General features: G+C 56.7%; 16 protein-coding genes and 1 tRNA gene. 9 read left to right on the forward strand and 8 right to left on the reverse strand.

Features of this window, described 5'->3' with window-relative positions:
- Positions 1-73: 73 nt before the first annotated feature.
- Positions 74-1,738 (reverse strand): sensor histidine kinase, encoded by a 1,665-nt coding sequence (locus G494_RS0101825; RefSeq protein WP_153305730.1) that lies wholly within the window; start codon positions 1,736-1,738, stop codon positions 74-76.
- 152 nt (positions 1,739-1,890) lie between these two features.
- Between G494_RS0101825 and G494_RS0101830 the strand changes: the two genes are divergently transcribed.
- Together G494_RS0101830 and G494_RS0101840 are read left to right on the forward strand one after the other, a co-directional pair.
- Positions 1,891-3,414, forward strand: a complete 1,524-nt coding sequence (locus tag G494_RS0101830; RefSeq protein WP_051305247.1) for a sigma-54-dependent transcriptional regulator — start codon at positions 1,891-1,893, stop codon at positions 3,412-3,414.
- Between the two features lie 1,087 nt (positions 3,415-4,501).
- Positions 4,502-7,369 carry an FAD-binding and (Fe-S)-binding domain-containing protein gene (locus G494_RS0101840; RefSeq protein ID WP_035245159.1) on the forward strand — a complete coding sequence of 956 codons (2,868 nt, stop codon included), beginning with the start codon at positions 4,502-4,504 and terminating at the stop codon, positions 7,367-7,369.
- A gap of 127 nt (positions 7,370-7,496) precedes the next feature.
- Here the strand turns inward: G494_RS0101840 and ndk are convergent, their stop codons facing one another.
- Together ndk and G494_RS0101850 are read right to left on the reverse strand one after the other, a co-directional pair.
- Positions 7,497-7,913, reverse strand: coding sequence for a nucleoside-diphosphate kinase (gene ndk, locus G494_RS0101845; RefSeq protein ID WP_028583161.1), 417 nt, complete (start codon positions 7,911-7,913; stop codon positions 7,497-7,499).
- A 308-nt stretch (positions 7,914-8,221) separates the two neighbouring features.
- Positions 8,222-9,379 carry an ABC transporter substrate-binding protein gene (locus G494_RS0101850; RefSeq protein WP_051305249.1) on the reverse strand — a complete coding sequence of 386 codons (1,158 nt, stop codon included), beginning with the start codon at positions 9,377-9,379 and terminating at the stop codon, positions 8,222-8,224.
- Positions 9,380-10,045: 666 nt separating this feature from the next.
- On the opposite strand from G494_RS0101850, the gene G494_RS0101855 reads away from it, so the two are divergent.
- The 4 genes from G494_RS0101855 to G494_RS0101870 all read left to right on the forward strand — a co-directional run bounded on the left by G494_RS0101855 (position 10,046) and on the right by G494_RS0101870 (position 16,320).
- Positions 10,046-10,975, forward strand: coding sequence for an ATP-binding protein (locus tag G494_RS0101855; RefSeq protein WP_051305251.1), 930 nt, complete (start codon positions 10,046-10,048; stop codon positions 10,973-10,975).
- Between the two features lie 1,050 nt (positions 10,976-12,025).
- Positions 12,026-13,429, forward strand: coding sequence for an FAD-binding oxidoreductase (locus G494_RS0101860; RefSeq protein ID WP_035245160.1), 1,404 nt, complete (start codon positions 12,026-12,028; stop codon positions 13,427-13,429).
- 11 nt (positions 13,430-13,440) lie between these two features.
- Positions 13,441-14,745, forward strand: coding sequence for a (Fe-S)-binding protein (locus G494_RS21430; protein ID WP_051305252.1), 1,305 nt, complete (start codon positions 13,441-13,443; stop codon positions 14,743-14,745).
- A 648-nt stretch (positions 14,746-15,393) separates the two neighbouring features.
- The gene (locus G494_RS0101870) at positions 15,394-16,320 is read left to right on the forward strand and encodes a flagellar brake protein (RefSeq protein ID WP_028583165.1); all 927 of its coding nucleotides are present in this window, start codon (positions 15,394-15,396) and stop codon (positions 16,318-16,320) included.
- Between the two features lie 208 nt (positions 16,321-16,528).
- Here the strand turns inward: G494_RS0101870 and G494_RS0101875 are convergent, their stop codons facing one another.
- From G494_RS0101875 to G494_RS26570, 5 genes are all read right to left on the reverse strand, one after another.
- Positions 16,529-18,538, reverse strand: a complete 2,010-nt coding sequence (locus tag G494_RS0101875; RefSeq protein ID WP_028583166.1) for a cation:proton antiporter domain-containing protein — start codon at positions 18,536-18,538, stop codon at positions 16,529-16,531.
- A 1,203-nt stretch (positions 18,539-19,741) separates the two neighbouring features.
- Positions 19,742-19,818 (reverse strand) — tRNA-Pro (locus G494_RS0101880).
- Positions 19,819-19,910: 92 nt separating this feature from the next.
- Positions 19,911-20,183, reverse strand: coding sequence for an HU family DNA-binding protein (locus tag G494_RS0101885; RefSeq protein WP_028583167.1), 273 nt, complete (start codon positions 20,181-20,183; stop codon positions 19,911-19,913).
- A gap of 181 nt (positions 20,184-20,364) precedes the next feature.
- Positions 20,365-21,165: an ATP-dependent sacrificial sulfur transferase LarE gene (gene larE, locus G494_RS21435; RefSeq protein WP_051305254.1), complete on the reverse strand. Its 801-nt coding sequence runs from the start codon at positions 21,163-21,165 to the stop codon at positions 20,365-20,367.
- Positions 21,144-21,356: a hypothetical protein gene (locus tag G494_RS26570; RefSeq protein ID WP_153305731.1), complete on the reverse strand. Its 213-nt coding sequence runs from the start codon at positions 21,354-21,356 to the stop codon at positions 21,144-21,146. Before G494_RS26570 ends, larE begins: the two co-directional genes overlap by 22 nt.
- A 299-nt stretch (positions 21,357-21,655) precedes the next feature.
- Here G494_RS26570 and pheA point away from each other — a divergent pair, with 299 nt between their 5' ends.
- From pheA to G494_RS0101905, 3 genes are all read left to right on the forward strand, one after another.
- Positions 21,656-22,753 (forward strand): prephenate dehydratase, encoded by a 1,098-nt coding sequence (gene pheA / locus G494_RS0101895; RefSeq protein WP_028583168.1) that lies wholly within the window; start codon positions 21,656-21,658, stop codon positions 22,751-22,753.
- A gap of 222 nt (positions 22,754-22,975) precedes the next feature.
- A complete protein-coding gene (locus G494_RS0101900; protein ID WP_028583169.1) occupies positions 22,976-24,811 on the forward strand; it encodes an ABC-F family ATP-binding cassette domain-containing protein in 1,836 nt (611 codons plus the stop codon).
- Positions 24,812-24,932: 121 nt separating this feature from the next.
- Positions 24,933-25,691 (forward strand): transporter substrate-binding domain-containing protein, encoded by a 759-nt coding sequence (locus G494_RS0101905; RefSeq protein WP_028583170.1) that lies wholly within the window; start codon positions 24,933-24,935, stop codon positions 25,689-25,691.
- The last annotated feature ends 40 nt before the right edge of the window (positions 25,692-25,731 follow it).

The raw sequence follows: 25,731 nt of genomic DNA on the forward strand, positions 1-25,731 counted from the left end.
CAGCAGAAACCGACACCCCATCCGACCCGAGAGCGGCTCCGGCCGGCAATCCACGGCCACCGCCTGCCCTGACTCAGGAAAGTTCTGAGGGGGCAGCAGGCAGGATGATGGTAAAGGTGGTCTCCTGGTGCGGACAGGAGGAGAGCGTCACCTCCCCCTGATAGAGGCTGGTGAGCTTTGCCACCACCCCCAGCCCCAGGCCCGTCCCAGTGGCCGGTTTGGTCGTATAAAAGGGTTGAAAGAGCATCTCCTCCTGCTCCGGCGCTATCCCGGGACCATTGTCGCTCACCCTGATCTGGTAGTGTTTTTTGTCCGTACTCGGCTCCACCCTCACCACAATCCTCCGTTCCTGCCCAACTGAAACACCTGCCAAGGATTCCCTGGCATTGTTGAGCAGATTACTGAAGATAGAGTAGATATGCCCCTGATCCGCCAGGACCGTGGCCTGCTCACATCCCTCCAAGCGAAAGGTAGTTGCCTGCTCTTTGAGTTGGCCGGCAAACTTGCGCCCATAGTGGTGAAGCACCGCCACCAGATCCACCTCGTCCTGCCCCGGGCTACGTTGGTTCAGGGCGGCATAGTCCTGGATCTCCCGGGTTATGGCCAGGCCCCGTTCTATGTCTGCTCTGACCCCCTCCATGGTATCCCCTAGCTCACTGGCCAGGCGGGCAATGGTCTCCACCCAGGGCAGGACCTCACGACCAATCTCATCGGCAGGAAGCTGATACTGCAACTGAAGCCTGTCAATGGCGGTAAAGAGCTGCACCACCGCCTGTTCCAGGACCTGGGCAGCCGATTGATCCTGATTACGGTAATTCCGGTAGGCCTTCAATTCCAACAGGGCTCCGGCCAGGGCGTTGCGCATTTCATGGGCAAAGCCCCCCCCCATACTCTGCTCCAGGAGTTGTCGCTCGGCCGCAGCCACCTCCTCCTGAAGCTGGCTGATCTTTTCGGTACGCTCCCTGATGATCTGATCACGGTTAAGGATCTGCTCCTTCTGTTCCAGTTGAATCAGGTCGGCATCTTCAATGATTTTTTTGACAAAGGGAATGTTGCCGATAAAGACCTGAAAGAGCCTGCGCAGCAGGTTCGGCGGGGTATAGCGGATATCAAAACGGCAGACCACCTGCTCCCGGTCCCCTGGGCAGTCCTCTTTTTGCAGATAGCGGTAGGCGATATCCACCTCGGTGGCTCCCAGCAGTCGGGCATAGGCCGCAAACATGCCCTGATGCCAGCGAACAACAGGGTCGGAGAAGGCGGCGCCGGGAATATGACTCATTTCGATAAGCGCATGACCTGGAATATTTTTGAGGATGGCGTAGCGCCTGGTGCGGTTAAACTTGCTGGCCTCATGGGACACCTTGGCCACCACCTTCTCACCCCCCAAGAGGGGAATGCCGATGGCGGTCTTGATCAGCTGCTGGGCCCGGTAAGAGGTCCGGCCCATCCTGTAAAAGAGACGGGGGTCGGGTACCCGCTGTTGAACGGCATCATAGAGGGCCAGGATAAAGTCATTGGAAAACCAATAATCAGGATTGGTAAGGTGGTCCTGGGTCACGGCTTCCAACCTGCCGGTATGGATATTTTCCACCAGGAGCGGCCCCTTTTGCGCCAGCTGATCAAGGATCTCGCCGACACTGACCTCGGGATGATGGCGGCTGAGATACTTGATCAGCCAGAAGGTATTGAGGGCAGAGCACTGCTTTGCCATGGGATGGGCCGGGCTCAGATTACTCATGGAGGGCATGGGGCTCAGCTGACGGCTGGCCGGGAAAAATGAAGGGTTACCATCTGCTTCAGGGGAAAAGGGGTTGCCATATCGGTCTGCTCCAGATTAGGTATGTACCAGAACTAACCTGAAAGAGGAAGCAGGAGAGCAGGACAATCGCAATGATTAACGACACCACCCTGAAAAATCTGATCAACAAGTACACTCCTGGCCCTGCTCTCCGGGAGCAGCAGCGACAAGACGATTGCCAAGAGCGAGAGCAGCCCGCCCTCTTGATCATCGACGATGATCCCTCCCTGCGGCGCGGTCTGGCAAGCTTCTTTAGTCATCAGTATCAAATCCACTGCTGTGCAGATGGTCCCTCAGGACTCACCGCCCTGGAGGCTCACCCTGTCCACTGCGTGATCCTGGATATCAAGATGCAGGGTATGGACGGCTTTTCCGTCCACAAGGCTATCCGAAAGAGGGCCCCCCATCTGCCGATCATCTTCCACACCGCCTTCCAGTCGGAACACGACCTCAAGGCCATCATCAACAGCTACGCCCCCTTCGGTTATATCGACAAGGGTGATGATGACGAGCGTCTGCCGACTCTGGTTGCCCAGGCCGTAGCACACCATGAGCGTCACCTGGCCCGGAACCACTCCTATCAACAGGCCGTCACTGAACTCGATCGGCAGCGACGGGATAACCGTGTCCTGCGCCAGCAATTCAGCCTGGACTACCGTTTTGGTGGCATCGTCGGTACCAGCGCCAAGACCCAGCAGGCCATCGAGCTCTGCAAACGGGCCAGCAGCACCGATATCACCGTCTTTATCCAGGGCGAATCCGGCACAGGCAAGGAACTGTTCAGCAGGGCCATTCACGCCAACAGCCGCCGGGCAGACAGGCCTTTTGTGGTCCAGAACTGTGCAGCGCTGGCCGATGAGCTGCTCCACAGTGAGCTCTTTGGCCATGTCAAAGGTGCCTTCACCGGGGCGATCGCAGACAAGAAAGGGCTCTTTGAAACAGCCTCAGGAGGCACGGTATTTCTCGATGAGGTGACCGATATGCCGGCGGCCATGCAGACCAGCCTCCTCCGGGTCCTGGAGGAGGGAGAGATCAAGCCCCTGGGTTCCAACCGGGTCAGGCAGGTGGATGTGCGGATCATCTCGGCCAGTAACCGCCCCCTGCAGCAGGCAGTGGAAGAACAACGCTTCAGGGAAGACCTCTACTACCGGCTCAATGTCTTTCCCGTCCTGCTGCCCCCGCTCAGGGAGCGCCGAGAGGATATCGGGCTGTTGATCAAGTACTTTCTGGAAGAAAACAATTCCATCAGACCCTCGGTGGTGACCATGGCCAAAGAGGCCAGGCAATGCTTTGATCGCTACGATTTTCCCGGAAATATCAGGGAGCTGCGTAACGCGCTCCAGCGGGCCTTGGTCATGGTGGACCAGGGGGATACCATCGAACTGGAGCACCTCGCTGAACCGATCTACTCTCCTGGGGCGACTCCAGCAGCCGAGCGGCAGTATCAGGGAACCCTGCACGAGATGGTTGCCGCCTTTGAAAAGGATATCATCACCGCCAGCTATGGCGCCCACCAGGGCAACAAGAGCAGGACGGCCAAGGCCCTGGGCCTGAGCAGGGCCGGCCTCCAGAATAAACTCGAACGCTATCAGATCAGCCCCCTGCACTCTTCCTAAGCCCTCAGCTGCAGCGCCTCCCCCCTCCATCGCCCCCCTCATCGCACCCTCTGCGCACCCTATAGGCACCTGGGAAACACGATTTCCGATCAAGGCCGAGGCGCGCGATCCACGTTACCGGGGGCATATACACTATTCCGAGGATGAAATTTTCCGATGACCGCTAGTACTCAGCCACAAGCAGCTGTCTATCTCGACTGTTCGCTGGTTCTCTTTCTCTTTTTCTTCTTTTACCTCCTGCCCTTGCCTCTACCGTCATGCCCGCGAAGGCGGGCATCCAGGATTCAGGATTGCTCGGCTGGCACTTCAATTCCTCGATGTCATGTCAACACACGGGGGCATGCAGTTCTATACAGTAAGGCCTCGGATTATTGGTTCCAGGCGGAACATTACGCCAGGGGCGGCCTGGTCCCGCAAAGAATGGATTCCCGCCTGCGCGGGAATGACGACTGCAAAGGCACCGAGTAGATTACCAGCGGCCCTGACTCTCTCCTGCGTGGCAATGACAGCAAAAAATTGGCCCCTGCTCGATGCCAAAAGATTCAACCTGGCTCCCAAGGGAGAAGAGCAAGGGCTGAGTTTCATGGGTATCAGCTGGAATTTTCCGATTACCGCTAGTACTCAGCCAAAAGCAGCTGTCTATCTCGACTGTTCGCTGGTTCTCTTTCTCTTTTTCTTCTTTTACATCCTGCCCTTGCCTCTACCGTCATGCCCGCGCAGGCGGGCATCCAGGATTCAGGATTGCTCGGCTGGCACTTCAATTCCTCGATGTCATGTCAACACACGGGGGCATGCAGTTCTATGCAGTAAGGCCTCGGATTACGGGTTCCAGGCGGAACATTACGCCAGGGGCAGCCTGGTCCCGCAAAGAATGGATTCCCGCCTGCGCGGGAATGACGACTGCAAAGGCACCGAGTAGGTTACCAGCGGCCTGGACTCTCTCCTGCGTGGCAATGGCAGCAAAAAAACTGTTCCCTACCTCAGTGCCAAAAAATGGAATCAACAGCTTCAATTTTTGGACTGGATTTTTAGCAAAGTGCCTCCTATTATTTAAGAACTGTTCTCAACTCTTCCGGAGGCCATGCCCATGTCAGCAAAACTGCCCCAACTCTACCGAGAATTTTACCGAAAGATCAGAGCAGGGATTCCGGCGGAAAATATCATCAGCGATCCCCTGCGCACCATCACCTTTGGCACCGATGCCAGCTTCTACCGCCTGATCCCCAAACTGGTGATCAACGTAGAACACGAAAAGCAGGTGCAGCTGATCCTGCGGGAAGCCGGCAGACGCGGACTTCCGGTTACCTTTCGAGCGGCTGGGACCAGTCTTTCCGGCCAGGCCATCAGCGACTCCATCCTGGTCCGGCTGGGCAAGGGCTGGAACCTCTACAAGGTCTATGACCAGGCCCGCAGGATCCAGCTCCAACCCGGGATCATCGGTGGCCAGGCCAATCGTATCCTGGCAGAATTTGGCAGAAAAATCGGGCCTGACCCGGCCTCCATCGATGCCGCCAAGATCGGAGGCATCCTGGCCAACAATGCCAGCGGGATGTGCTGCGGGGTGGCGCAGAACAGTTATCAGACCCTGGAGTCCATGCGGATCATCATGGTCGACGGCACCCTGGTCGACACCGGCGACGAGGCAAGCATGGCCAAATTCAGACGAAGTCATGGCCATATATTGAACAGACTTACAGCACTGCGTGAACAGGTGTTGAGCGATCCGATCCTCACGGAGCGGATCCGGTACAAATTCAAGATCAAAAACACCACCGGTTACAGCCTCAATGCCCTGCTGGATTTCAGCGAGCCCTTTGAGATCATGCAGCACCTGCTGATCGGCTCCGAGGGGACCCTGGGGTTCATAGCCGATGTGGTCTACAGGACCGTTGCAGAACATCCCCACAAGGCCAGCGCCCTGATCCTCTACCCGGACGTCAGGACCGCCTGTGAGGCCGTGCCCGTTCTCCGCGAGCAACCGGTGTCTGCAGCCGAGCTGATGGATCGGGCCGGCCTGGCCTCGGTGGCCGGAAAACCAGGAAAGCCCGACTACCTGGAAGAACTGGGCCCCACGGTCACGGCCCTGCTGGTGGAGACCAGGGCAGACAGCAGCAAGGAGCTCAGCAGCCAGATCGAGCGGATCCAGGCGAGTCTTACCCCCTTCCCCACCGTCCGCCCCATCGAGTTCACCGCTATCCCGGAAGAGTTCAACAGATTATGGACCATCCGCAAGGGCCTGTTCCCAGCGGTGGGGGCCGTACGGGAGACCGGCACCACGGTGATCATCGAAGATGTGGCCTTCCCCGGCGAACACCTGGCCGCTGCCGCCCTGGACCTGCAGCAGCTCTTCTTGAAATACCACTACCACGAGGCCATCATCTTTGGCCATGCCCTGGACGGGAATCTCCACTTTGTCTTTACCCAGGATTTCTCGATCCAGGAAGAGGTGGTCCGCTACCGCAGATTCATGGATGAGGTGGTGGAGTTGGTGGTGGAGCAGTATGACGGCTCACTCAAGGCCGAGCACGGCACCGGCCGCAACATGGCCCCCTTTGTGGAAAAAGAGTGGGGGGAAGCCGCCTACACCCTGATGAAAGAGATCAAGGAAATCTTTGACCCGGCCGGCCTGCTCAACCCCGGAGTCATCCTCAACAGTGACCTGGAGACCCATATCAAGAACCTCAAGCCGCTGCCTCCGACCCACGAGCTGGTGGACAAGTGCATCGAGTGCGGCTTCTGCGAACCGGTCTGCCCATCCAAGGAGCTCACCTTTAGCCCCAGACAGCGGATTGTCGGTCGCCGGGAGATCAGTCGTCGCCTGGCTCTGGGAGAGAACAGCCCTGGGGTGAAAGAACTGATCAAGGCCTACCAGTATCCTGGGATGGATACCTGCGCCGCCGACAGTCTCTGCTCCAGCCGCTGTCCGGTGGGCATAGACACAGGTAAGATGATCAAAGCACTCCGCCAGGAGGCCAACGGTCCCCTGGCCAACAGGGTGGCCGACCAGGTGGCCGATCACTTCAAGCTGGTGTCCCGGGTTGTCGGCACGACCCTCAACGGCGTTGATATCCTCCACAAGATAGCAGGCAGCCACCAGATGGAAACCATGGCCGCGGTGGCCAGGAAAGGGAGCCTGGACACCCTCCCCCTCTGGAACCGGGAGATGCCGACCGCTCCCCCGGACATCACCCGCAACAAGGCCCAGCAGGAGCTGCAGAGCGCGCTCAGCCAGGAAGATGACTCCCTGGTGGTCTACTTCCCCAGCTGCGCCAGCCGCGCCATGGGCGGCCCCTCCCGTAGCGATCGGGATCACCTCCCCCTGCCCCAGCAAACCGCCTCCCTGCTCGGGAAGGCCGGCTACAGGGTACTCTATCCAGAGAACCTGGCTGCACTCTGCTGCGGCCAGGCCTTTGAGAGTAAAGGCTTTCTGGGCCAGGCAGACCGCAAGTCGGCAGAACTCAACCAGGCCCTGCTCAAGATCAGCAACAAGGGCGCCATCCCGATCCTCTGCGACACCAGCCCCTGCCTCTACCGGATGCGCAGCACCCTGGACCAGGACCTCAAGCTCTATGAACCCATCGAGTTTGTTCTCCTCTTTCTGATGGAGCGCTTGCGCTTCACCCAAAAAGAACGGAAGATAGCCGTCCATCCCACCTGCTCCACCCGTAAGATGGGTCTTGAGGGGGCCTTAAGGCAGTTGGCGGAAAAATGTGCCACCGAGGTTGTCTGGCCAGAGGATATCTTTTGCTGCGGTTTTGCCGGAGACCGGGGCTTCACCTTTCCCCAACTCAACCGCTCGGCCCTGGATGGGCTCAAGGAAGAGGTGGCAGGATGTTCGGCAGGCTACTCCACCAGCAAGACCTGTGAGATAGGACTCTCCCTCCATGGGGAGATCCCCTATCGCTCCATCCTTGAGCTGGTGGATGAAGTCACCGAACCACGCTCAGGCACCTAGCAGAGGCAGCGCATCCTCCAGGAAACCGCACAGGACAGGGCCTCAAAGAAAAAAGGCGACTCCCAGGGGAGTCGCCTTTCTATCCTGCCAAAGGCTGGATCTTACCGCTGTCTGTTCTCCCTGGGCATCAGGCCAGCAGCTCCAGACCGGAGAAGAAATAACTCACCTCAAAGGCTGCAGTTTCAGGGGCATCAGAGCCATGGGTCGCGTTGGCCTCCAGGGAATCACCAAATTCTTTGCGCAGGGTTCCTTCCGCGGCATCGGCCGGATTGGTGGCCCCCATCAGCTCACGCCACTTCTTGATCGCCCCATCTGCCTCCAGGACCATGACAATGCAGGGGCCGCTGGACATGAAGTCGGTCAGCTCTCCGAAAAATGGCCGCTCCTGGTGGACATAATAAAACCCTTCAGCCTCTTTCTTACTGAGCCAAAGTTTTTTCATCCCGATGATGGCAAAGCCTTCGCTGTAAATCCGAGCGATGATTTTGCCGGCATTACCGGCAGCAAAGGCATTGGGTTTGATGATGGCAAACGTTCTTTCCATGGTGCAAGATCTCCCTGTATTGACCGTCTCGACAAGACGTTGTTGAACAATAGTACAGCTTGATTACCTGATACCAGCCCCGGCCAGGGTGCGCATCGGACCATACGGCGCCCCCTCGGATGGTGCAGGGCTATGGTTAATTGACCTGGGGTACGAACAAAATTTCCAGTGGTGGTGCTATACCATGATCCCCGCCAGGTGACAATGTCGGCGGCAAAAAAATGGCCCTGGCAGAGGGGCTCGCCTCTGCCAGGGCCGGAACAGCCTCCTGTTAGAAGATTAGAGGCGAGATCTCTATTTCCTCCGCCCTACTGGTTCAAGAGGACAAAGCGGCCGTCTTTGACCGTCAACATGGCAAAGGCATCCAAGCCTACACCGGCGTGATTCTCCGGGGAGAATGAGAAGACCCCGGCGGTGCCGATCAGGTCCTTGATGGACTCGATGGCCGCACGGACCTGCTCACGATCATCCCCTCCCTTTTCGATGGCAATCTTCAACAGGGTCATGGCATCGTAGGTATGGCCGCCAAAGGTCGAGGCCTTCTCCTTGAAGGTCTCTTCATAGGCGGTCTTATACTTCAGCAGGAAGGACTTCTGCGGCCCCTCGGGCAGGCTCTCGGCTACCATCAGGCGACTGGCCGGAAAGATGATCCCCTCGGCAGCGGCACCGGCCGCCTCCACATACTTGATATTGGCAAAACCGTGACTCTGGAACAGGGGGATATCCCAGCCGGCCTGACGGATATTCTTGGCCAGGATGGCCTGGGCCGGAACGATGGACCAGTTGACCACGGCCTGGATCTCCCTGTTGGCCTTGAGCTTGGCCACGATGGCACTCAGGTCGGTGGTCTTCTTGTCATAGACCTCCTGCTCAACCAGGGTGATCCCATATTCCGGGGCGATCTTTTCCAGCTGTCGCTTGCCGGCCTTGCCAAAACCGGTGTTGCCGGCCAGGAGCGCGATCTTGCTGATCCCCATCTTGTTCATGGTCATGAAGATCTGGCGGGCGGCAAAGGAATCACTGGGTGCGGTCTTGAAGACATAGGAGGCCACCGGGTTGATGATCAGCTCTGCCGAGGCACAGGAGATCAGCAGGGTCTTACCCTGCTGACAGATCTTCTTGATCTTCAGGGTCTCACCGCTGGTGGAGGGACCGATGATGGCAAAGACCTTTTCCTCCTCGATCAACTGACGGGCAAAGGAGATGGCCTTCTCCGGACTTCCGCCCGAATCCTTGATGATCAGCTCCACAGGGACCCCATTGATCCCCCCCTGCTCATTGATCTCTGTTACCAGCATCTCCAGGGAGCGCTTTTCCGGTCCACCCAGAAAAGACGCCGGTCCGGTGACCGCCAGGATCGCGCCGATCTTGTAGGAAGAGGCGGCCGCAGCAAGCGTCCCTATCATCCCCACCGCAGCCACAGCCAAGAGACAACTGACCATGAGCCGATACACTCGATTTTTCATACCCATCCTTTCATTCCCTCTGTAATGGTTCTACTCTCAATGGTTTCTGCAACCTGAAAACACCCTGATCAAGCTGCTGCTCAATCAACAGCGGCAAGACCGCACACAGCACGATCTCCCCTATCTTCCAGGCCCCCGGACAGACGGTAACGAACCGCTGGCCGGAACCCTGGTTACAAGCTGTAGGTCTGCTCCTCTCTTTAGGCCACCTTGAAAAAACGCTTTTTCTTCCAACCTCGACCTTGCGCTAACAATTTTATCCTCGGAATATCAAACATATGCCTACGGTAAAATTTATCGGCGCCTTGACCTTGATCGAAAAATCTCATCTTTCAAGGTACCCTTACTTTATGAATAATTGTTTGGAAGGTGGGGTCCTGTTGACGCCCGAGACCCCTTGTCTTGGAATTTACAACAAAAAAACTGGCTCAGCAGAGCTCATTTATGACAAAAATGGGGGCGGTCGTCAAGGGCCGGGCACAGACGCCGATGGCTCTCCCGGTGCAAACCTCGGCTGGCAGCAGCTTTAGGACCAGAATAAAATTTTAGTCCTGGATCCTTGACCCTGGAACCAAGGGACAAACCAGGGAAACCGTGCTAGAAAGGGAGCACGCCTCAAGCGTATTCGCCGATCTCCTCCCTCCTCCTTCTCCAGCAGAGGTCTCCATGCCAGGCTGCCGCACATTTATCAGGCGATTTCCCAGCAGCGCCACCCGCGCCTTTATCAGGGAGGCCCGTAGGACCCCGGGCTACTCCCTGTTCAACTGGATCCACGGCTATGTCTATGGCCGCTGGATCTATCTCTATATCGGTATCGGCACGGGCAGCCACCCCCTGGCCCGGTTGCTCCGACCACTGCTCCGCCCGCTGGCCGTTCTGAAGAAACGCTGCCAGCCCGGCTCGGCAGTATCCAGTTCCCCCACCTTCAGCGACACCTACCACGGCAAGGTTATCCCCCTGGACCAGGCCCGGAAGATCGTCACCGTCAACCGCGAGATCCGGATCCATGACCTGGAACAGGTCATCCCCTACAGCCTGGCCAGAAGTCTTATCCTCAAGAATCCGGAACATATCGTTGTCCTGGACTGTCCCTGTAGAGCGGCTCGTTCCGCACCCTGCCTGCCCCTGGATGTCTGCCTGATCATCGGGGAGCCCTTTGCCTCCTTTACCCGGGAGCATCATCCCCAGCGCTCCAGAGCCATCACCATGAAACAGGCCTTGATCATCCTGGAGGAGGAGCATCAACGCGGCCATGTGCATCACGCCTTTTTCAAACAGGCCATGCTCAACCGCTTTTATGCCATCTGCAACTGCTGCAGTTGCTGCTGCGGCGCCATTCAGGCCTGGAACCATAAGACCCCCATGCTGGCCTCATCCGGCTACCTGGCAAGGGTGGATGAAGAGCGCTGTCTCGGTTGCGGCAGCTGCGTTCCCTGCTGCCAGTTTGAGGCCCTGACCCGGACGGCAGAGAAGGTTGAGGTCGATGAACAGCGCTGCCTGGGCTGCGGGGTTTGCGTAGATCACTGCCCCACAGCTGCCATCACTCTGCTGCTCAGTCCGGAAAAGGGAGTGCCCCTGGAGGTGGAACGACTCTAGCTGACCGTGAACCTGCCTGTCCCTCCAAGCTCTGCCTCAGATGCACGACTATATCCTTGAAGTATCGATCCAATATCGATCCAATACCTACGCTACATTTTTTCTGATTACCCATGAAACTCAACCATTTTTCTTCTAGCTCGGGAGACTGGTTAAATTTCTTGGCGCTGAGGGAGGACCGTTTTTTTGCTGCCATTGCCACGCAGGAGAGAATCCTGGCCGCTGATTACCTACTCGGTGCCTTTGCAGTCGTCATTCCCGCATGCGCTGGCATGATGGCAAAAGGGAAATCACTCCCCTGCCTCCATTGGAAGATTAGAAGGGTGGACGCTGAAACCTTGTCTGAATATAGCCCATCCCGCCCCCGGGCAGAGCGGACAGAGATATTTTGGTCCAACCAAATCCACAAAACCAGGGGTTCCTGCTCTGCTCCAGACATCGGCAGTTGGCCCGGGGGTTGGTGCTCTGACTGCAGGCTCAGCCCAGAACGCTCTGGCCAGGCCCTGTCAGTCTACAGGCAGGCAGCTTTCACCGTTACATCACGGTCAGACACCAGCTCGGTTTCGTATTAAATATCAGAGAGATCGGCCATCAGCAACCATTGGTTCATCTAACAATCCCTGAACGCTGCCATCGCTCCCGCCATCCCAGGCCACTCCCTAACAAGCCGCCAATGCACCGTGCGCCCTGCTCAACCGTCCTGCACTCCTCCTTTTCCCCCCTTCCAAGCCTCCTTGCTTGCCCCCAACCGGCTGCTGTTACCCCGCATCCTCCTTTGTCCGTTGGCCCCGCCCCTTCGCGCTAATCCCCAATTTCCAGGCAGCTAAGAGAGCTAAAGCCATTTTTTCACTTGACAGCAGAGAGCGCAGGCTCTAGAATTGGTACGACCAATAAACAGGAGCAATAACTATTCTCCCTGCCAGGGTGGGGCTCGCTGGCAACTGACCATGCGCTGCTCCAGAATTTGAGTTGCCCTCCTGTGAAGAGGGGAAAACAGACAAAGCAGAGCCCCCCAGCCTTTATCCCGGATCCCAGTCTACGGAGTTGACCATGAACAACAGCCAGATCAAGGAACTCGAAGCCATCTTCAGCAAAGAGAATGTCCTCACTGCCCAGGAGGATATGATCGCCTACAGCTACGATGCCTCCCATGTGGAGATTCGGCCGGAAGCGGTGGTCTTTGCCACCACCACGGAGCAGATCAGTGCCCTGATGAAATTTGCCTATCGCGAACACCTGCCGGTAACGCCTCGCGGACAGGGCAGCGGCCTCTCCGGGGGTTCGGTCCCTCTCAACAGGGGAATCGTGCTCTGCATGGATCGAATGAAGCGGGTGATCGAATTTGATCCGGCCAACCGTCTGATCACCGTGGAAGCAGGCCTGACCACGGCAGATATCGATCCGGTGGCTGGAGAGGCCAACCTCTTCTACCCGCCTGACCCGGGCAGCGTCGCTTTCTCCACCATCGGCGGGAACGTGGCCGAGAATGCCGGCGGCCTCCGCGGCCTCAAGTACGGGGTGACCAAGGATTACGTCAAGATGATGAAGGTGGTCCTGCCCCAGGGTGATATCGTCACCATGGGCAACAAGTGCGTCAAGCATGTGGCTGGTTTCAACATGGAGGGGATCTTTGTCGGCAGTGAGGGGCTGCTGGGCATCATGACCGAGGTTACCCTGGCCCTGCTGCCGATCCCCAAACACCGGGAATCAGCCCTGGCGATCTTCAACAGCCTTGACGGCGCTGCCCAGGCGGTCTCCGACATCATCGCCTCTGGAGTCACTCCCTCCACCATGGAGTTCATGGATAATGCCACCATCAACGCCATCCAGAACTTCAAGGACTGCGGCCTGCCCCGGGATGCTGCCGCCGTCCTCTTGATTGAGACCGATGGCGAGGAGCACTCTGCGGTTTTCGAGATGGCCCAGGTAGAGATCCAGGTAAAGAAGAATGATATCCGGGAATTTTCCCGGGCCAAATCAAGCGAAGAGCGGGACCGGCTCTTTGAGGGACGGAGGGTGGCCCTCAACGCCCTGGCCAGCGTCAAGCCCAACCTGATCCTGGAGGACGCCACGGTGATGCGTTCCAGATTGCCGGAGATGGTCCGCGGCATCACCGATATTGCCCAACAGTATCAGCTCCAGGTCGGCATCTTCGGCCATGCCGGAGACGGCAACCTCCACCCCACCTTTCTGGTCGACATGCGGGATAAGGAGGAGATGGCCCGCACCGAACAGGGGGTGACGGCACTGTTCCAACTGGCCATAGACCTGGAAGGCACCATCTCGGGAGAACATGGCATCGGCCTGGAAAAGAAGCCCTTTCTCCGCAACCAGATCGGTGCTGAAGGGATCCGTCTGCTCCAGGACATCAAGAAGACCTTTGACCCCCTCAACCTGCTCAACCCGGGCAAGATGTTCGACATGCCGGAACCCACAGCCTGCCAATCAGCTTAAGGAGGGAGACGATGACTACCCACGCTGCCGTCAAACAAGAGGCTGAGAACCATCTGTTGGAAGCTGCCAAGGAATTTCAAAAATGCATGCAGTGCGGCAAATGCCGCTCGGTCTGTCCGGTATTCAAGGAGCTAGGCAACGAACTCTATGTTGCCCGGGGCAAGAACAAACTGGCCGAAAAACTGGTCTCCGGCGACCTGGAGATCACCCAGCGGGTCAAGGATGCCGTCAACGAGTGCCTCAACTGCAAGACCTGCTCTGCCAACTGTCCGGCCGGGGTCAGTCCGGAGCATGTGGTCCTCCGCCTCCGCTGGTACATCACCACCCAACAGGGGCTCGGCTTTTTCAAGGCCCTGATCTTCAGGCAGATGATCTGGCGCAAGTGGCCCATCACCCTGGCCGCCCTGCTGGTGGGACTGGCCCAGCGGGCCCTGTTCGGGATCGGCCCCAACAATCCGGTGCGCCATCTCTTTCCCCTGTTTGGCTTTTCCAAGCGCAGGTTCTTTCCCCAGATGGCGCTGCGCACTGCCCAGAGCCGCTACCCGGAGGTGATCCCTGCCAAAAACGGCCAGCCTAAGGGGAGGATCGGCTACTTCACCGGCTGCGCCGGCAACCTGATCTATACCAATGTGGTCAGCTCGGTGGTGGATATCCTCAGCAGCTACGGCTACGAGGTGGTGATCCCCAAGAGGCAGAAGTGCAACGGCACCCCGGTCCTGGCCAACGGAGATTACCAGGGGGCCAAGCAGCTGATGGAACATAACTTCGAGCTCTTCAGGGACTATGATCTGGACGCCATCGTGGTGGCCTGTTCCTCCTGCGGCATGGCCCTGAAAAAAGAGAGCAAACTCTTTATCGACCCTTGTCCTGAGCTGGAGGAGTTTACGACCAAGGTCTATGACATCAACGAGTTTATCGAGCAGAATATCGAGTTCAAGCCCGGTGAACTGGGCCCACTCCCCTACCGGGTCACCTACCATGATCCCTGTCATATGGTTCGTGGCCAGGGGATCAGCGAGCAGCCGAGGAAGCTGTTGCAGCTGATTCCAGGGGTGGCGTTTAAAGAGATGAAGGACGCGGCGGTCTGCTGCGGCAGTGCCGGCAGCTACTGTATCAGCCACTATGACACCGCCATCAAGATCAACAACCACAAAATCAAGAATGTCCAGGCAGCAGAGGTCGATTACCTGGCCACGGCCTGCCCGACCTGTGTGATGCATATCCAGGATAACCTGCTCCAGCATGGGTCCGGGGAAAAGGCCCGCTTTGTGGTGGAGATGCTGGCTGACTCGCTCAGGGCTGCCAAAACGATCTGATACCTCCGGGAAGCCCACCCCAAGCGCCCTCCCTCCAGGCGACCGCCCCTGTTGGACCACCAACAGGGGCGGGTTCTCGGCTGACGACACTCCCGGCCGCACCCTGGCCAAGAACCTGGCCGCCGATCCTTCCCCCTATCTGCAGAGCCGAGATAATCTACCCTCTTGAGACAGATGGATTTGTTCGGTACAGGGGTAGATTCTTCAGGCTGAGTATTTCAGGCAGTCACAATCCGCCTAAACTCCTGTTGTTGGGCCCCCTCTTTACCATCACAGTGTTAAAGAAACTCCTTGAACAGTGAGAAATCTCGTTCCGGCTCTGCCCGACCTGAGTTCCGCGCCACGGGATAAAACTATCTTAAGGGTACCTTGAAAAAATCACCATGCCCCCCTGATCATTCCTGTTTTGCAGGCAGCTTGGACCTTATCCGCACGGCTGAGCCGCTGGAACTCAGCCCACGCCCTGCGGCCTACCACCCTGTGAAGACGGGGGTTGCCTGCTCTTGCTCGGGACAGGGAAGCTCTACAGTGGAAGCTGCGGAGCAAAACAAGCCGATCAAAGAATACCCTTGAAATATATGGAGCTCTGCACTAATCACAGTATTGGCCCTTACCCTTGCTCAAACATTCAACCACCATGAAACGACCTTGTCTGAAGATAAACTGATCAGCACACTCCACACCTTCTTTCCCAGGGATGGCTACACCAACGAGGCGATCACCGAAGGGATCGTCAACGGAGAGATCCTGGTCAATCCCTCCCAGTTTGTCACCTATCTGCAGAGTGCGCTCCATGACGAGAGCCTGCTGGAGGTCAAGCTGGGCGAGATGCCGCGGGTCTTCTTTTGCCGGATCATCGACCACCCGCCCACCCCAGCCGACAACGACGGCCTCCCCGGGGAGCAGGAGTCAAGCGATACAATACCGGAAGAGGAGAGCGCCTACAGCAAGGGAGACTATCTGGATGAGATGGAGCATCTCATCATCACCCCCCTGGAACCTGCAGAGGGGAACTATCGGATCAACAACTGCTCCCGGGTGCTGGTCCGCGCCGTGACCACCAAGAAGGCCATTGAATTCTGCTGCTACTACCAAAAAAAAACATGGATCGGAGACATGCCGGTGCTGCAACTCTCCTTTCCCCTGATTGGCCGCCAGGTCAAAGATGCCCGGGAGTATCGGGTCAAGGTCCCCGGGGATATGAACCTGAACATCTCGGTGGACTGCCGGCAGAGGGATCTCCAGTTTACCACCCAAGCATTGGATATCAGCATGAACGGCATGGGGCTGAACAATCCCCTTCGCCAGACCACTTCACTGAAGATCGATGACCGGCTGAGCCTGCAAATCTTCGAAGAGGAGGCCCTGATCATGAGCCTGGAAGCCGAAGTCCGTCACGTTACCCGACTTCGCAATGCCCAGGGCTTACAGTACGTCTTTGGGGTACAGTTTGATCTGGAAAGCCAGGCCATGGTCACCGAGGTCGAGCAACTGGTGGCCTCCATCCAGAGGGCACGACTACGCAGAATCTCTGCGATTCAAAATCAATACGGCATCAATCTCAGCGACTGGTAAGCCCCAGACCCACCCGACTGCTCTCAAGAAGAAGGGCGGCTCCCCCCTCTCCCGGATACGACCTCAGCTCGTCGGACGCCTGAACAAATGTTGAACAACGTAGACCAAGCGTTGTATCGTGCTAAAAAAGAAGGCCGAAATAAAGTTGCTCGCTGAATTCAGGCTCTTTATCGAGCCTAATCTATCAGGACAACCCTTCATTTAGCACTTACAAAAATGCATCATCCCCATCCTCTGTTTTGCTGAAGAGCCTCGCTATCTTAGCGAGCCTATCCGGTGCGCCCATCATATAGAGAATGTCGCCCGCTTCGAAAGTCATCTCAGTCTCCAGGTTTGTGATGGTTGCCTCTTCCCGACGGGTGGCGAGAATCGTGACACCGTGCTTTTTTCTCAATTCCAGCTCAGCCAGCGACTTACCCGCCAAGGGTGATCCTTCTTTGATAAGCATAGCGGTGACCTCAACCTCCTGCAGGTGCAGATCTAGTTGCGAGAATGAGCTGCTCTTTCGGTCGTGGCTGCGAAACTTTTCATAACCGTCAGCCCGGAGCTGGACTACCAACTCTTCGATCTTGTCACGGGGGACAAGATATTTGGCGAGGACGCGCGCGAAAATCTCCACTGAGGTCTCGAACTCTTCGGGGATTACATCATCGGCCCCCAGCTTGTAGAGGGTCTCCATTTCTTTGAGGAACCTCGTCCTGACTATCAGGTGCGCCTTTTTGGCCAGCTTCCTGACGTTCTCGGTGATCCTTCTGGTAGAGGTAGGGTCGTTTATGGCGATGACTACCACCGTTGAGTCCTCGATTGAGGCATGGCGCAAGATCTCCTCGTGATTGGCGTCGCCGTAAAAGATAGGCTCTCCATTTTTACGCGCGCTTTTTACCGTGTCGGGCAACATCTCAATGATCAAGTATGGGATACCGGTCATTTTGGCTGCATGAGCTACGTTCCTTCCATTGAAACCGTAGCCTATTACCACCAGATGGTGCTTTAGCTTTCTTGCCATTTCCTTCGGCGGCTCGGGCAGGAGACCGGCTTTGAGCTTTCCGGGGAGCGGCAGACAAATGGCCAGATCCGCGATGCGCGGGGCAAGCCCGATAATGAAAGGCGTAGCCGCCATGGTCACCACGGTTGCCGACAGGAAGAGCTGATAGTTGTCGCTCAGCAAGCCGTGCCCCAACCCCACCTTCGATAGGATGAAGGAGAATTCACCTACCTGGCAGATGGATAGGCCCGCCAATATCGCGCTCCGCAGCGGCAATCCCAACAATATCGATGCCCCTACGGAAACGGCCGATTTTAGCAGCAGAACTCCCACTGAAACAAGGAAGATCACGACGAGATTGGCCACGAGGAAAGAGGTGTCTAAAAGCATCCCGATCGAGACGAAGAAGAAGCTGGTGAAGACGTCCCTAAAGGGCAGGATGTTGAACAGAGCTTGGTGGTTGTACTCCGATTCAGAAATAATTATCCCGGCAATGAAGGCGCCCAGAGCTAAAGAGAGCCCTACACTTGAGGTGAGCCAGGCGATGACAAGGCAGATGGAGACCACGCAGAGGAGGAAGAGTTCCTTGCTGCCCGTGCGGGCGACCTGGTACAGGAGCCATGGGATGAACCACTTCGCTGCCATCAGGATGAGGGCGATGATCCCGAGCCCCTCCGCCAAGAAGAAAATGAATTCTCCCTCCATCCCAGCGGGATTGTTCCCTGCCAGGAGTGGAGTGACGATAATCATAGGGACAATTATAACATCCTGGAAGAGCAGTATTCCGAGTCCGGCCCTGCCGTGAGGTGCGTCCACCTCCGCCCTCTGCTGGATCAACCTGAGCACGATCGCCGTGCTGGAGAGCGAGATGAGGAATCCGATGAAGATTGCCTCTCTCGTGGGAAAGCCCAACCTGGTCGCGATGGCATAGGAGGACAGGATGGTAAAGAAGACTTGGAAGGAGCCACCGATGATAACCTGCTTCTTTATTTCAAGTAGTCTTTGAAACGAGAACTCTATTCCGATGGTGAAGAGCAGGAGGATGACGCCCACTTCGGCGAGGACCTCTACCTCGTGAACGGCGCCCACAAAACCAAACCCGTGGGGCCCGGCAATGATGCCCGTCAGGAGAAAACCCACTATCGCAGGGAGACGTAGAAAATGAAAGAGCAGCAAGACGATGACTGCGAGGCCTAGGATGATTACGATGTCGGTCAGCAGCAGAATTTCCATGCTTTCTCCCGATTTGATGTTAATCGCTAACCAAGGTAGTTATCTGAATTTCTAAACAGGTCTGGCATCTCGCATCTTGAACCACTTTTAAGCCCAATCCTCCTTAAAGATTAACATTATCCATCTGATTTTCAATAATTTCCTCGTCCTCGCAAAGACAAACCATCTAACGGTGAGGGCATTGAAGAAACGCCCGGTAATAACTTTTTACGGAACTTCTGAGGCGTGGCATAAAAACAGGCGCCATATAAAGCCAGCAGGACACTTAGCAAAATGATCGTCATCGGGGTGTTCCGTAAAAGGCAGTGTATATAGCCGGTTCGGGTTCGGGTGATAATTTGTTGAGCAGAGGTTGGAGGACTACGATAATTTTTTTTTTGGTTTGAAAGGTCTTTTTTTTAACCACTTGCAGTAAGTGTATGGGCATCGGTTTAATTACCTCGAAATATTAGCAACTCGAGCCAACCGAGAGGAGGGAACCAAGTAGCCTGACTGACAATTGCCAATGCTAATATTTGAATACTGAACAGCCGATGCCTGTTAACCTTCTTCCTGTTAAGGTTTCTGCATAAAATACGGTACAAAATCATACCCTGCCAAAGTCAAGATTGTTCCACTAAACCAGAACTTCGGTTTTACCGTGGATAAAAAAGCTGTGGTTACCCCGAAGCCATTGCAACGCCACGTCTTCCCAGCGAATAAAGCACAAGCACACCTGCCACACTGCGGTAAACAGAATTTATCATATAAGTTCGTAATGTTACACGCCAACAACATCGTACAATTTATTCAAAGACTAGATGGACTTTTGGTGGAATTTCTTTCCGAAACTAGGTTTTTTTGGACGGATGCCCAAGGGATAACCAGGAGGGAAACAGGGAAATAGTGGAGGTGGAGCCTATTTCTCAGCAACACACGCCAGGAACAGGGGGAGCAATTTCTGATGTCGCCTGGCCCATTGTCTGCCGGGTTCACTGTCACCCCTACCGCAGCCGGCAAAACCCCACCCTGACCAAACAGCAGCCTGGAGGCAGAGTAAGAATTGGCCCAGTCCCTATGAACAAGAAAAGCCCCTGGGGGTGTATCCCCAGGGGCTTTTTTTTATTTCTGAACCTTGCTATCAACGCAACCTATGCGCAATCTATGTGCGCCACGTTATGCTCGGTACCTCTAACCACATACAGTTACAGGTTTTTTTATTTGTGGTCGGGAAGAGAGGATTTGAACCTCCGACCCCGGCGTCCCGAACGCCGTGCTCTACCAGACTGAGCCACTTCCCGACATTATCTTACCTTACCAGAAAGGAAAAACTAAACAACCGACAGGGTCTACATCAGCTGCTTTTCTTAAAACACTTGGGCAGTACGAATTTCTACTCTACAGCGTCCGCAAGCTTGCTGCCAGGCTTAAACTTGGCCACTGTTTTTGCCGGAATCTCAATCATGTCGCCTGTTCTGGGATTTTTGGCCTTGCGCGCTGAACGATCTACGGTGGAAAATGTACCAAAACCGACCAGAGTGACTTTATCGCCCTTGGCAAGGGCATCGGTGATGGACATAAGCATTCCATTTAATGCCTTTTCGGCGGCAGCCTTACTGATGTCAGCTGCTCCGGCCATGGCTTCTACGAGTTCCTTTTTGTTCATTCTTCCCTCCCAATGTTTTTAACACTGCCGTAACGCTCAAGTTTATTCCCAAGCCGGCACCCGTCGACGACTCGGAAAGTTAAATAAACTTTCATTTCTTTGTCAAAGGAAAAAAGTTTTTTTTCTCGACTCGAATCCCCATTAGAACAGGCTTTCAGCCCCCTCTCCTCCAAAGCGTATTTTATCTGCCCGCCAAATCCAGATAGACTTTTTTTATGCCCTGGGAATTGAAAAAACGAAGGAGCGCTATCCGCAGATCCGGGTTGGCCAGCTTGGCCAGATCCGCCTGGGCCAGTTGCAGATAGACAACATCCTTACCGTCCCTGTCCATACCTACCCGGCACTCCTGGAAGCCAAAGTGAGCCACCCCCTGTTCCCAGGCGGCAATCTTTCCGATTCTGCCGGCAGTTAGCTCCAGGCCATGGGGGATACGCGTGGCCAGACAGGAGGCGGAAGGCAGCTCCCAGCTGCTCAGGCCGAGTTGACGACTCTGTTCCCGGATATCTGCCTTGTCCAGTCCTGCGTCCACGAACGGTGTCTTCACCCCCAACTCATGGATCGCCCGCAGACCGGGACGATGGCTCTTAAGATCATCGCTATTGGTCCCATCTATCAGGATGGAGAAATTTTTCCTCTCCATGACCTCACGGAAGGTCTTGTAGATACGGAGTTTACAGACGTAACAGCGATCCTCACGGTTGGCGACAAACTCTTTCCAGGACAGGGGCTGCAGCTCAACCACCTCCATCTCCACCCCCAGAGGGTAGCCGTTATCCCTTAACCAGTTTCCGGCCCGCTCAACCTCCTGGGCGGTGAGCAGTGCAGAGTGGCCAAAGAGGAGCAGCACATTACCGGCACCCAGGGTGTCCAGGGCACACTTTACCAGCAGCGAGCTGTCCACCCCTCCGGAAAAGGCGACGGCCACCCGGCCATAGCCGAGGAGAGCACTACGCAGTTGTTCTATTTTTTCATGGAGTTGCAACGAAGCACCTCTTCCGCTGAAATTGACGCTGTTGACAGAATCTGCTGCCGCTGCCGGGCCTGATCCTGATCAAGCCCACCGCTGGCTGACTCTTTCCAGACGCTGTCGACCGGCCTGATGGAGCCGCAACCATGCAGTACTTTTAACACCCCTGCAACCATTTTCAAATTTTTCTTTTCAATGCGCAGCAAATACTATAGATTCCTAAGGACTCGCTCTTAGCCCCTTTTTTCGGCTTCGCAGCGACCCGGGTTACCACAGCGTTTCCACGGGCAATAAGGCCACCTTGAAAAATCGCTTTTTCTTCCAATCTCTACGCTATGACCTAAATTTTATCCTCGGGATATCCGTTATTTACCTGCGGTGAATGCCTGCGCCAAAATTTTCGCCATGCCTCGATCTTGATCGAAACGTCACATATTTCAAAGTAGCCATAAAGCAGTCGTCCCTCTTTTTCCCTGCTAATACTACCTCTTACACTGAGACCTTTATGGACCAACGAGCAGATATCTCTCAGGTACGAAATCGCATCGATGCCATTGACAATACCATTCTTGAGCTGTTGAAAGAGCGTCTGGAGTGCGCCAAGAGCATCGGCAAACTGAAGAATGAAACCAAACGGGCCAAATGGGACCCGCAACGGGAACTGGAAATCTACCAACGACTCAGGGAGCACAACCAGGAAATCTTTCCCGACAAGGCCCTGCATGCCATCTTTCACGAGATCATCACCACCTGTCGGCTGTCCCAGCGTAAGGCCATCGTCGCCTACCTGGGACCTGAGGCCACCTTTACCCACCAGGCAGGGGTAAAGTACTTTGGCCAATCCGCTGCATACCGTCCCCTGGAGTCCATTGTCGAGGTCTTTCAGGAGGTGGAAAAGGAGCGCGTCCAGTACGGAATCGTGCCCGTGGAAAACTCCATAGAGGGTGCGGTCACCTCCTGCCTGGACTCCTTTCTCAACTACAATGTCCAGATCTGCGGGGAGCTCCAACTGCCCATCACCCACAATCTGGTCTGCCGCTCCGGCAACATCGAAGACATCAAGACCGTGGCCTCCCATGCCCAAGGCCTGGCCCAGTGTCGCGAGTGGCTGGCGAAAAATATGCCAGGAACCCCTACCCTGCCGGTCTTTTCCACCGGTGCTGCCGCCGAGATGGCCGCAGAAGATCCGGAGATCGGCGCCATTGCCTCCAGCCTGGCGGTTACCACCTATGACCTCCAGGTGGTGGTCAAGGGGATTGAAGATTACCAGGGCAACACCACCCGCTTCCTGGTCCTGGGCAAGAAATCGCCCCAGAAGAGTGGTGCCGACAAGACCTCGGTTCTCCTGGGGCTGATCAACCGCCCGGGTGCCCTCAACGAGATCCTCACCATCCTCTCTGCCAAGAACATTGACCTGGCCAAGATCGAGTCCAGACCCACCAAGGGTAAACAGTGGAAGTACCTCTTTTTCCTGGACATGATCGGTCACATGGATGATCCGGTCATCCATGAGGCCTGCAACATCCTCAAACAGATCTGTGCCTACTTTGAATGGCTGGGCTCCTACCCCAGGGCCGACAACATCGACTTTAACGGCAGCTGAGTCAATGGCTGCAGGCCAGGGCTCTTTCGGGCCCTGGCCTGCAGCTGCCGCTGCCACTGGCTGGAGAGTTCTCATGGGAACCCCCGAGACAAGGGCCCCCTCCTCGGCCTTCCCGGCGCACAGCCTGAACAGAACCCGCACCATCGACCGGCCCTCTTGCAGAGGCCCCCTTCTCCAACCTCATGTCATCCTTCAACCAGCTCCACCTGCAGAGAACCAACCATGCCACCACTTCTTAGCTGCCGAAACCTGAGCAAGGCCTTTGGCGCCCAGACCCTCTTTTCCGACATCAGCCTCAACCTCCACCCCGGCGACCGGGCCGGTCTGATCGGGCCCAACGGTTCGGGTAAGTCCACCCTCTTAAAGATCCTCTGCAATCTCACGGACAGCGATGCCGGTGAGATCACCCTCCAAAAACACACCCGGATCAGCTACGTGGCCCAGGAGGATCTCTTTCTAGAGGAACGCAACTGCGTGGACAACCTCTACGAGAGCGTCAAAGAGCTGGATATCGATCAGGCCGAGCAGTACAACCGGATCTATGCCGTCCTCAGCCGCGCCGAGTTCACGGATCAGGAAGCCGCGGTCAAGGATCTCTCCGGGGGCTGGCGTAAGCGGCTGGCCATCTGCCGCGCCCTGGTGGTCCATCCCGAGGTACTGGTGATGGATGAGCCGACCAACCACCTGGACATCGAGGGCATCATCTGGCTGGAGAAACTCCTCCGGGCCAACCTGCCCGAGTCACCCTCTGCCCTGTTGATGGTCAGCCATGACCGCCGATTCCTGGAAAACACCGCCAACCGGATCATCGAACTGGGTCCCATCTATCCCCAGGGTTCCCTGGAGGTCAAGGGCAGCTATGCCGACTTTCTGGAGCAGAAGGCCACCTTCCTTGAGCAGCAACACGCCATGGAGGAGCGGCTGAGCAACAAGGTCCGGCGGGAAACCGAGTGGCTCCGCAGGGGGCCGAAGGCCAGAACCACCAAGGCCAAGTTCCGGATCGACGAGGCCGGCCGACTCCAGGATGAACTCTCCGATGTCCGCAGCAGAAACCGGGCCCAGGGCAGCGTGGGGATCAAATTTGAAGCCACCAACCGCAAGACCAAGAAGCTGCTGAGCTGCAAGGCCATCTCCAAGGGGTATGGTGCCAGCCCTCTGTTCGAGGGGCTGAACCTTACCCTGACCCCCGGGGTTCGTCTGGGCCTGCTGGGACGCAACGGCACGGGCAAATCCACCCTGATGCAGCTGCTTGCAGCCGCAGCCGAAGAGGACGGCCCCAGGCCGGACAGCGGGAGCATCGCCACCGCCGATAAGGTTCGGATCGTCAGCTTTGACCAGCGCCGTGAACAGCTGGACAAGTCGGTCACCCTGCGCAGGGCCCTGGCCCCGGACGGTGACTCGGTCACCTATCAGGAGCGCAGCATCCATGTGGTCTCCTGGGCCAAGCGCTTCCTCTTTCGTCCCGACCAACTCGACACCCCGGTCCACCGCCTCTCCGGTGGTGAACAGGCCCGGATCCTGATCGCCAGGCTGATGCTCAAGCCCGCCGACATCCTCCTCCTGGATGAACCGACCAATGACCTGGACATCCCCTCCCTGGATGTCCTGGAGGAGAGCCTTGCCGAATTTCCCGGGACCCTGGTGCTGGTTTCCCATGACCGCTTCCTCCTGGACCAGGTCTGCAACACCATCCTCGGCTTTGACGGCAGGGGCGGCATCGGCTTTTTTGCCGATTTTGAGCAGTGGCTCGCGGCCCTGGAGGCCCTGGAAAAGCCTGCAGGTAAGGAGGAGAGGCCGGCCCCGGCTCCGGCCAAAAAGAACAAACCCCGGCCCGGCAAGCTCTCCTACCTGGATCAGCGGGAATATGAGCAGATGGAAGAGACCATCATGCTCCGGGAAGAGCGGCTGGAGGAGCTGGTGGGCCTGATGGCCTCCTCCGAGGCGGCCTCGGATCCTGAACAGCTCCAGGAGTACTGGCAGGAGCAACAGCAACTCCAGTCCGAGGTGGAACAACTCTACAGCCGCTGGGATGAACTGGAGCAACGGAAACTCGGTTGACACACCATGGCATTTCATATATATCAGGGCTGGAAATGCAGCGCGGCAGCGCGGTCTGCCCATGCTCCATCCTGAGCAAAGATGCTGCCATGCCCCAACAACTTAACCAAGGAACCGACCAATGATTCGTAGAACCCTGCCGTTTGTCGCCCTCGCCTGTGCCCTGGCCCTGAGCCTGGCCAATAGCTCTTTTGCCGCCAAGACAAAGATCGTCAACGGGATCGATGCCAACTTTCCGCCCTTTGCCTATATCGACAAGACCGGTGCCCCCAGTGGCTTTGATGTCGATGCCATGGAGTGGATCGCCAAGGAGATCGGCATGGAGGTCAGCCACCAGCCCATCGAGTGGGACGGGATCATCACCAGCCTGCTGACCAAGAAGATCGACATCATCGCCTCAGGGATGAGTATCACCGAAGAGCGGGCCAAAAAGGTCGACTTCACCATCCCCTACTGGGAGATCAAGCAGGTCATGGTCACCAAGAAGGACTCTGCCCTCACCATCGACCAGATCCTCACCACCAAGCAGGTGGTCGGCGTCCAGCAGGGTACCTCTGAGGCCAAGTGGCTCAAGGAAGAGGCGGCCAAGCGCGGCTGGAACCTGAAGCTCCGTTACTACAACTCCTCACCCCTGGCCGTGGAAGACGTCCTCAACGGTCGGCTCGCCGCCGCTGCCATGGATGATGCCCCGGCCCAGGATGCGGTTGCCAAGAAGGCGGTCCAGATCGTCGGCACCTTTGGCATGGCAGAGGAGCATTTCGGTTATGCCGTACGCAAGGACGAGGGCGAACTGCTGGCCAAGGTCAACGCAGCCCTGACCAAGTTGATGGCCTCTCCCCGCTGGGACGAGCTGGTCAAGAAGTACGAACTGAAGAAGTAGCGACCCTGCCGGCGGATAGACCCACCCGGGTGTGTCCGCC

Origin of the sequence: Desulfogranum mediterraneum DSM 13871, from assembly GCF_000429965.1 — a bacterium.
GTDB lineage: Bacteria > Desulfobacterota > Desulfobulbia > Desulfobulbales > Desulfobulbaceae > Desulfogranum > Desulfogranum mediterraneum.

Bases quoted from the DNA above. Each gene is read 5' to 3' on its own strand.
- G494_RS0101825 (WP_153305730.1), bottom strand. From the start codon at position 1,738: ATGAGTAATCTGAGCCCGGCCCATCCCATGGCAAAGCAGTGCTCTGCC.
- G494_RS0101830 (WP_051305247.1), top strand. From the start codon at position 1,891: ATGATTAACGACACCACCCTGAAAAATCTGATCAACAAGTACACTCCT.
- G494_RS0101840 (WP_035245159.1), top strand. From the start codon at position 4,502: ATGTCAGCAAAACTGCCCCAACTCTACCGAGAATTTTACCGAAAGATC.
- ndk (WP_028583161.1), bottom strand. From the start codon at position 7,913: ATGGAAAGAACGTTTGCCATCATCAAACCCAATGCCTTTGCTGCCGGT.
- G494_RS0101850 (WP_051305249.1), bottom strand. From the start codon at position 9,379: ATGAAAAATCGAGTGTATCGGCTCATGGTCAGTTGTCTCTTGGCTGTG.
- G494_RS0101855 (WP_051305251.1), top strand. From the start codon at position 10,046: ATGCCAGGCTGCCGCACATTTATCAGGCGATTTCCCAGCAGCGCCACC.
- G494_RS0101860 (WP_035245160.1), top strand. From the start codon at position 12,026: ATGAACAACAGCCAGATCAAGGAACTCGAAGCCATCTTCAGCAAAGAG.
- G494_RS21430 (WP_051305252.1), top strand. From the start codon at position 13,441: ATGACTACCCACGCTGCCGTCAAACAAGAGGCTGAGAACCATCTGTTG.
- G494_RS0101875 (WP_028583166.1), bottom strand. From the start codon at position 18,538: ATGGAAATTCTGCTGCTGACCGACATCGTAATCATCCTAGGCCTCGCA.
- G494_RS0101885 (WP_028583167.1), bottom strand. From the start codon at position 20,183: ATGAACAAAAAGGAACTCGTAGAAGCCATGGCCGGAGCAGCTGACATC.
- pheA (WP_028583168.1), top strand. From the start codon at position 21,656: ATGGACCAACGAGCAGATATCTCTCAGGTACGAAATCGCATCGATGCC.
- G494_RS0101900 (WP_028583169.1), top strand. From the start codon at position 22,976: ATGCCACCACTTCTTAGCTGCCGAAACCTGAGCAAGGCCTTTGGCGCC.
- G494_RS0101905 (WP_028583170.1), top strand. From the start codon at position 24,933: ATGATTCGTAGAACCCTGCCGTTTGTCGCCCTCGCCTGTGCCCTGGCC.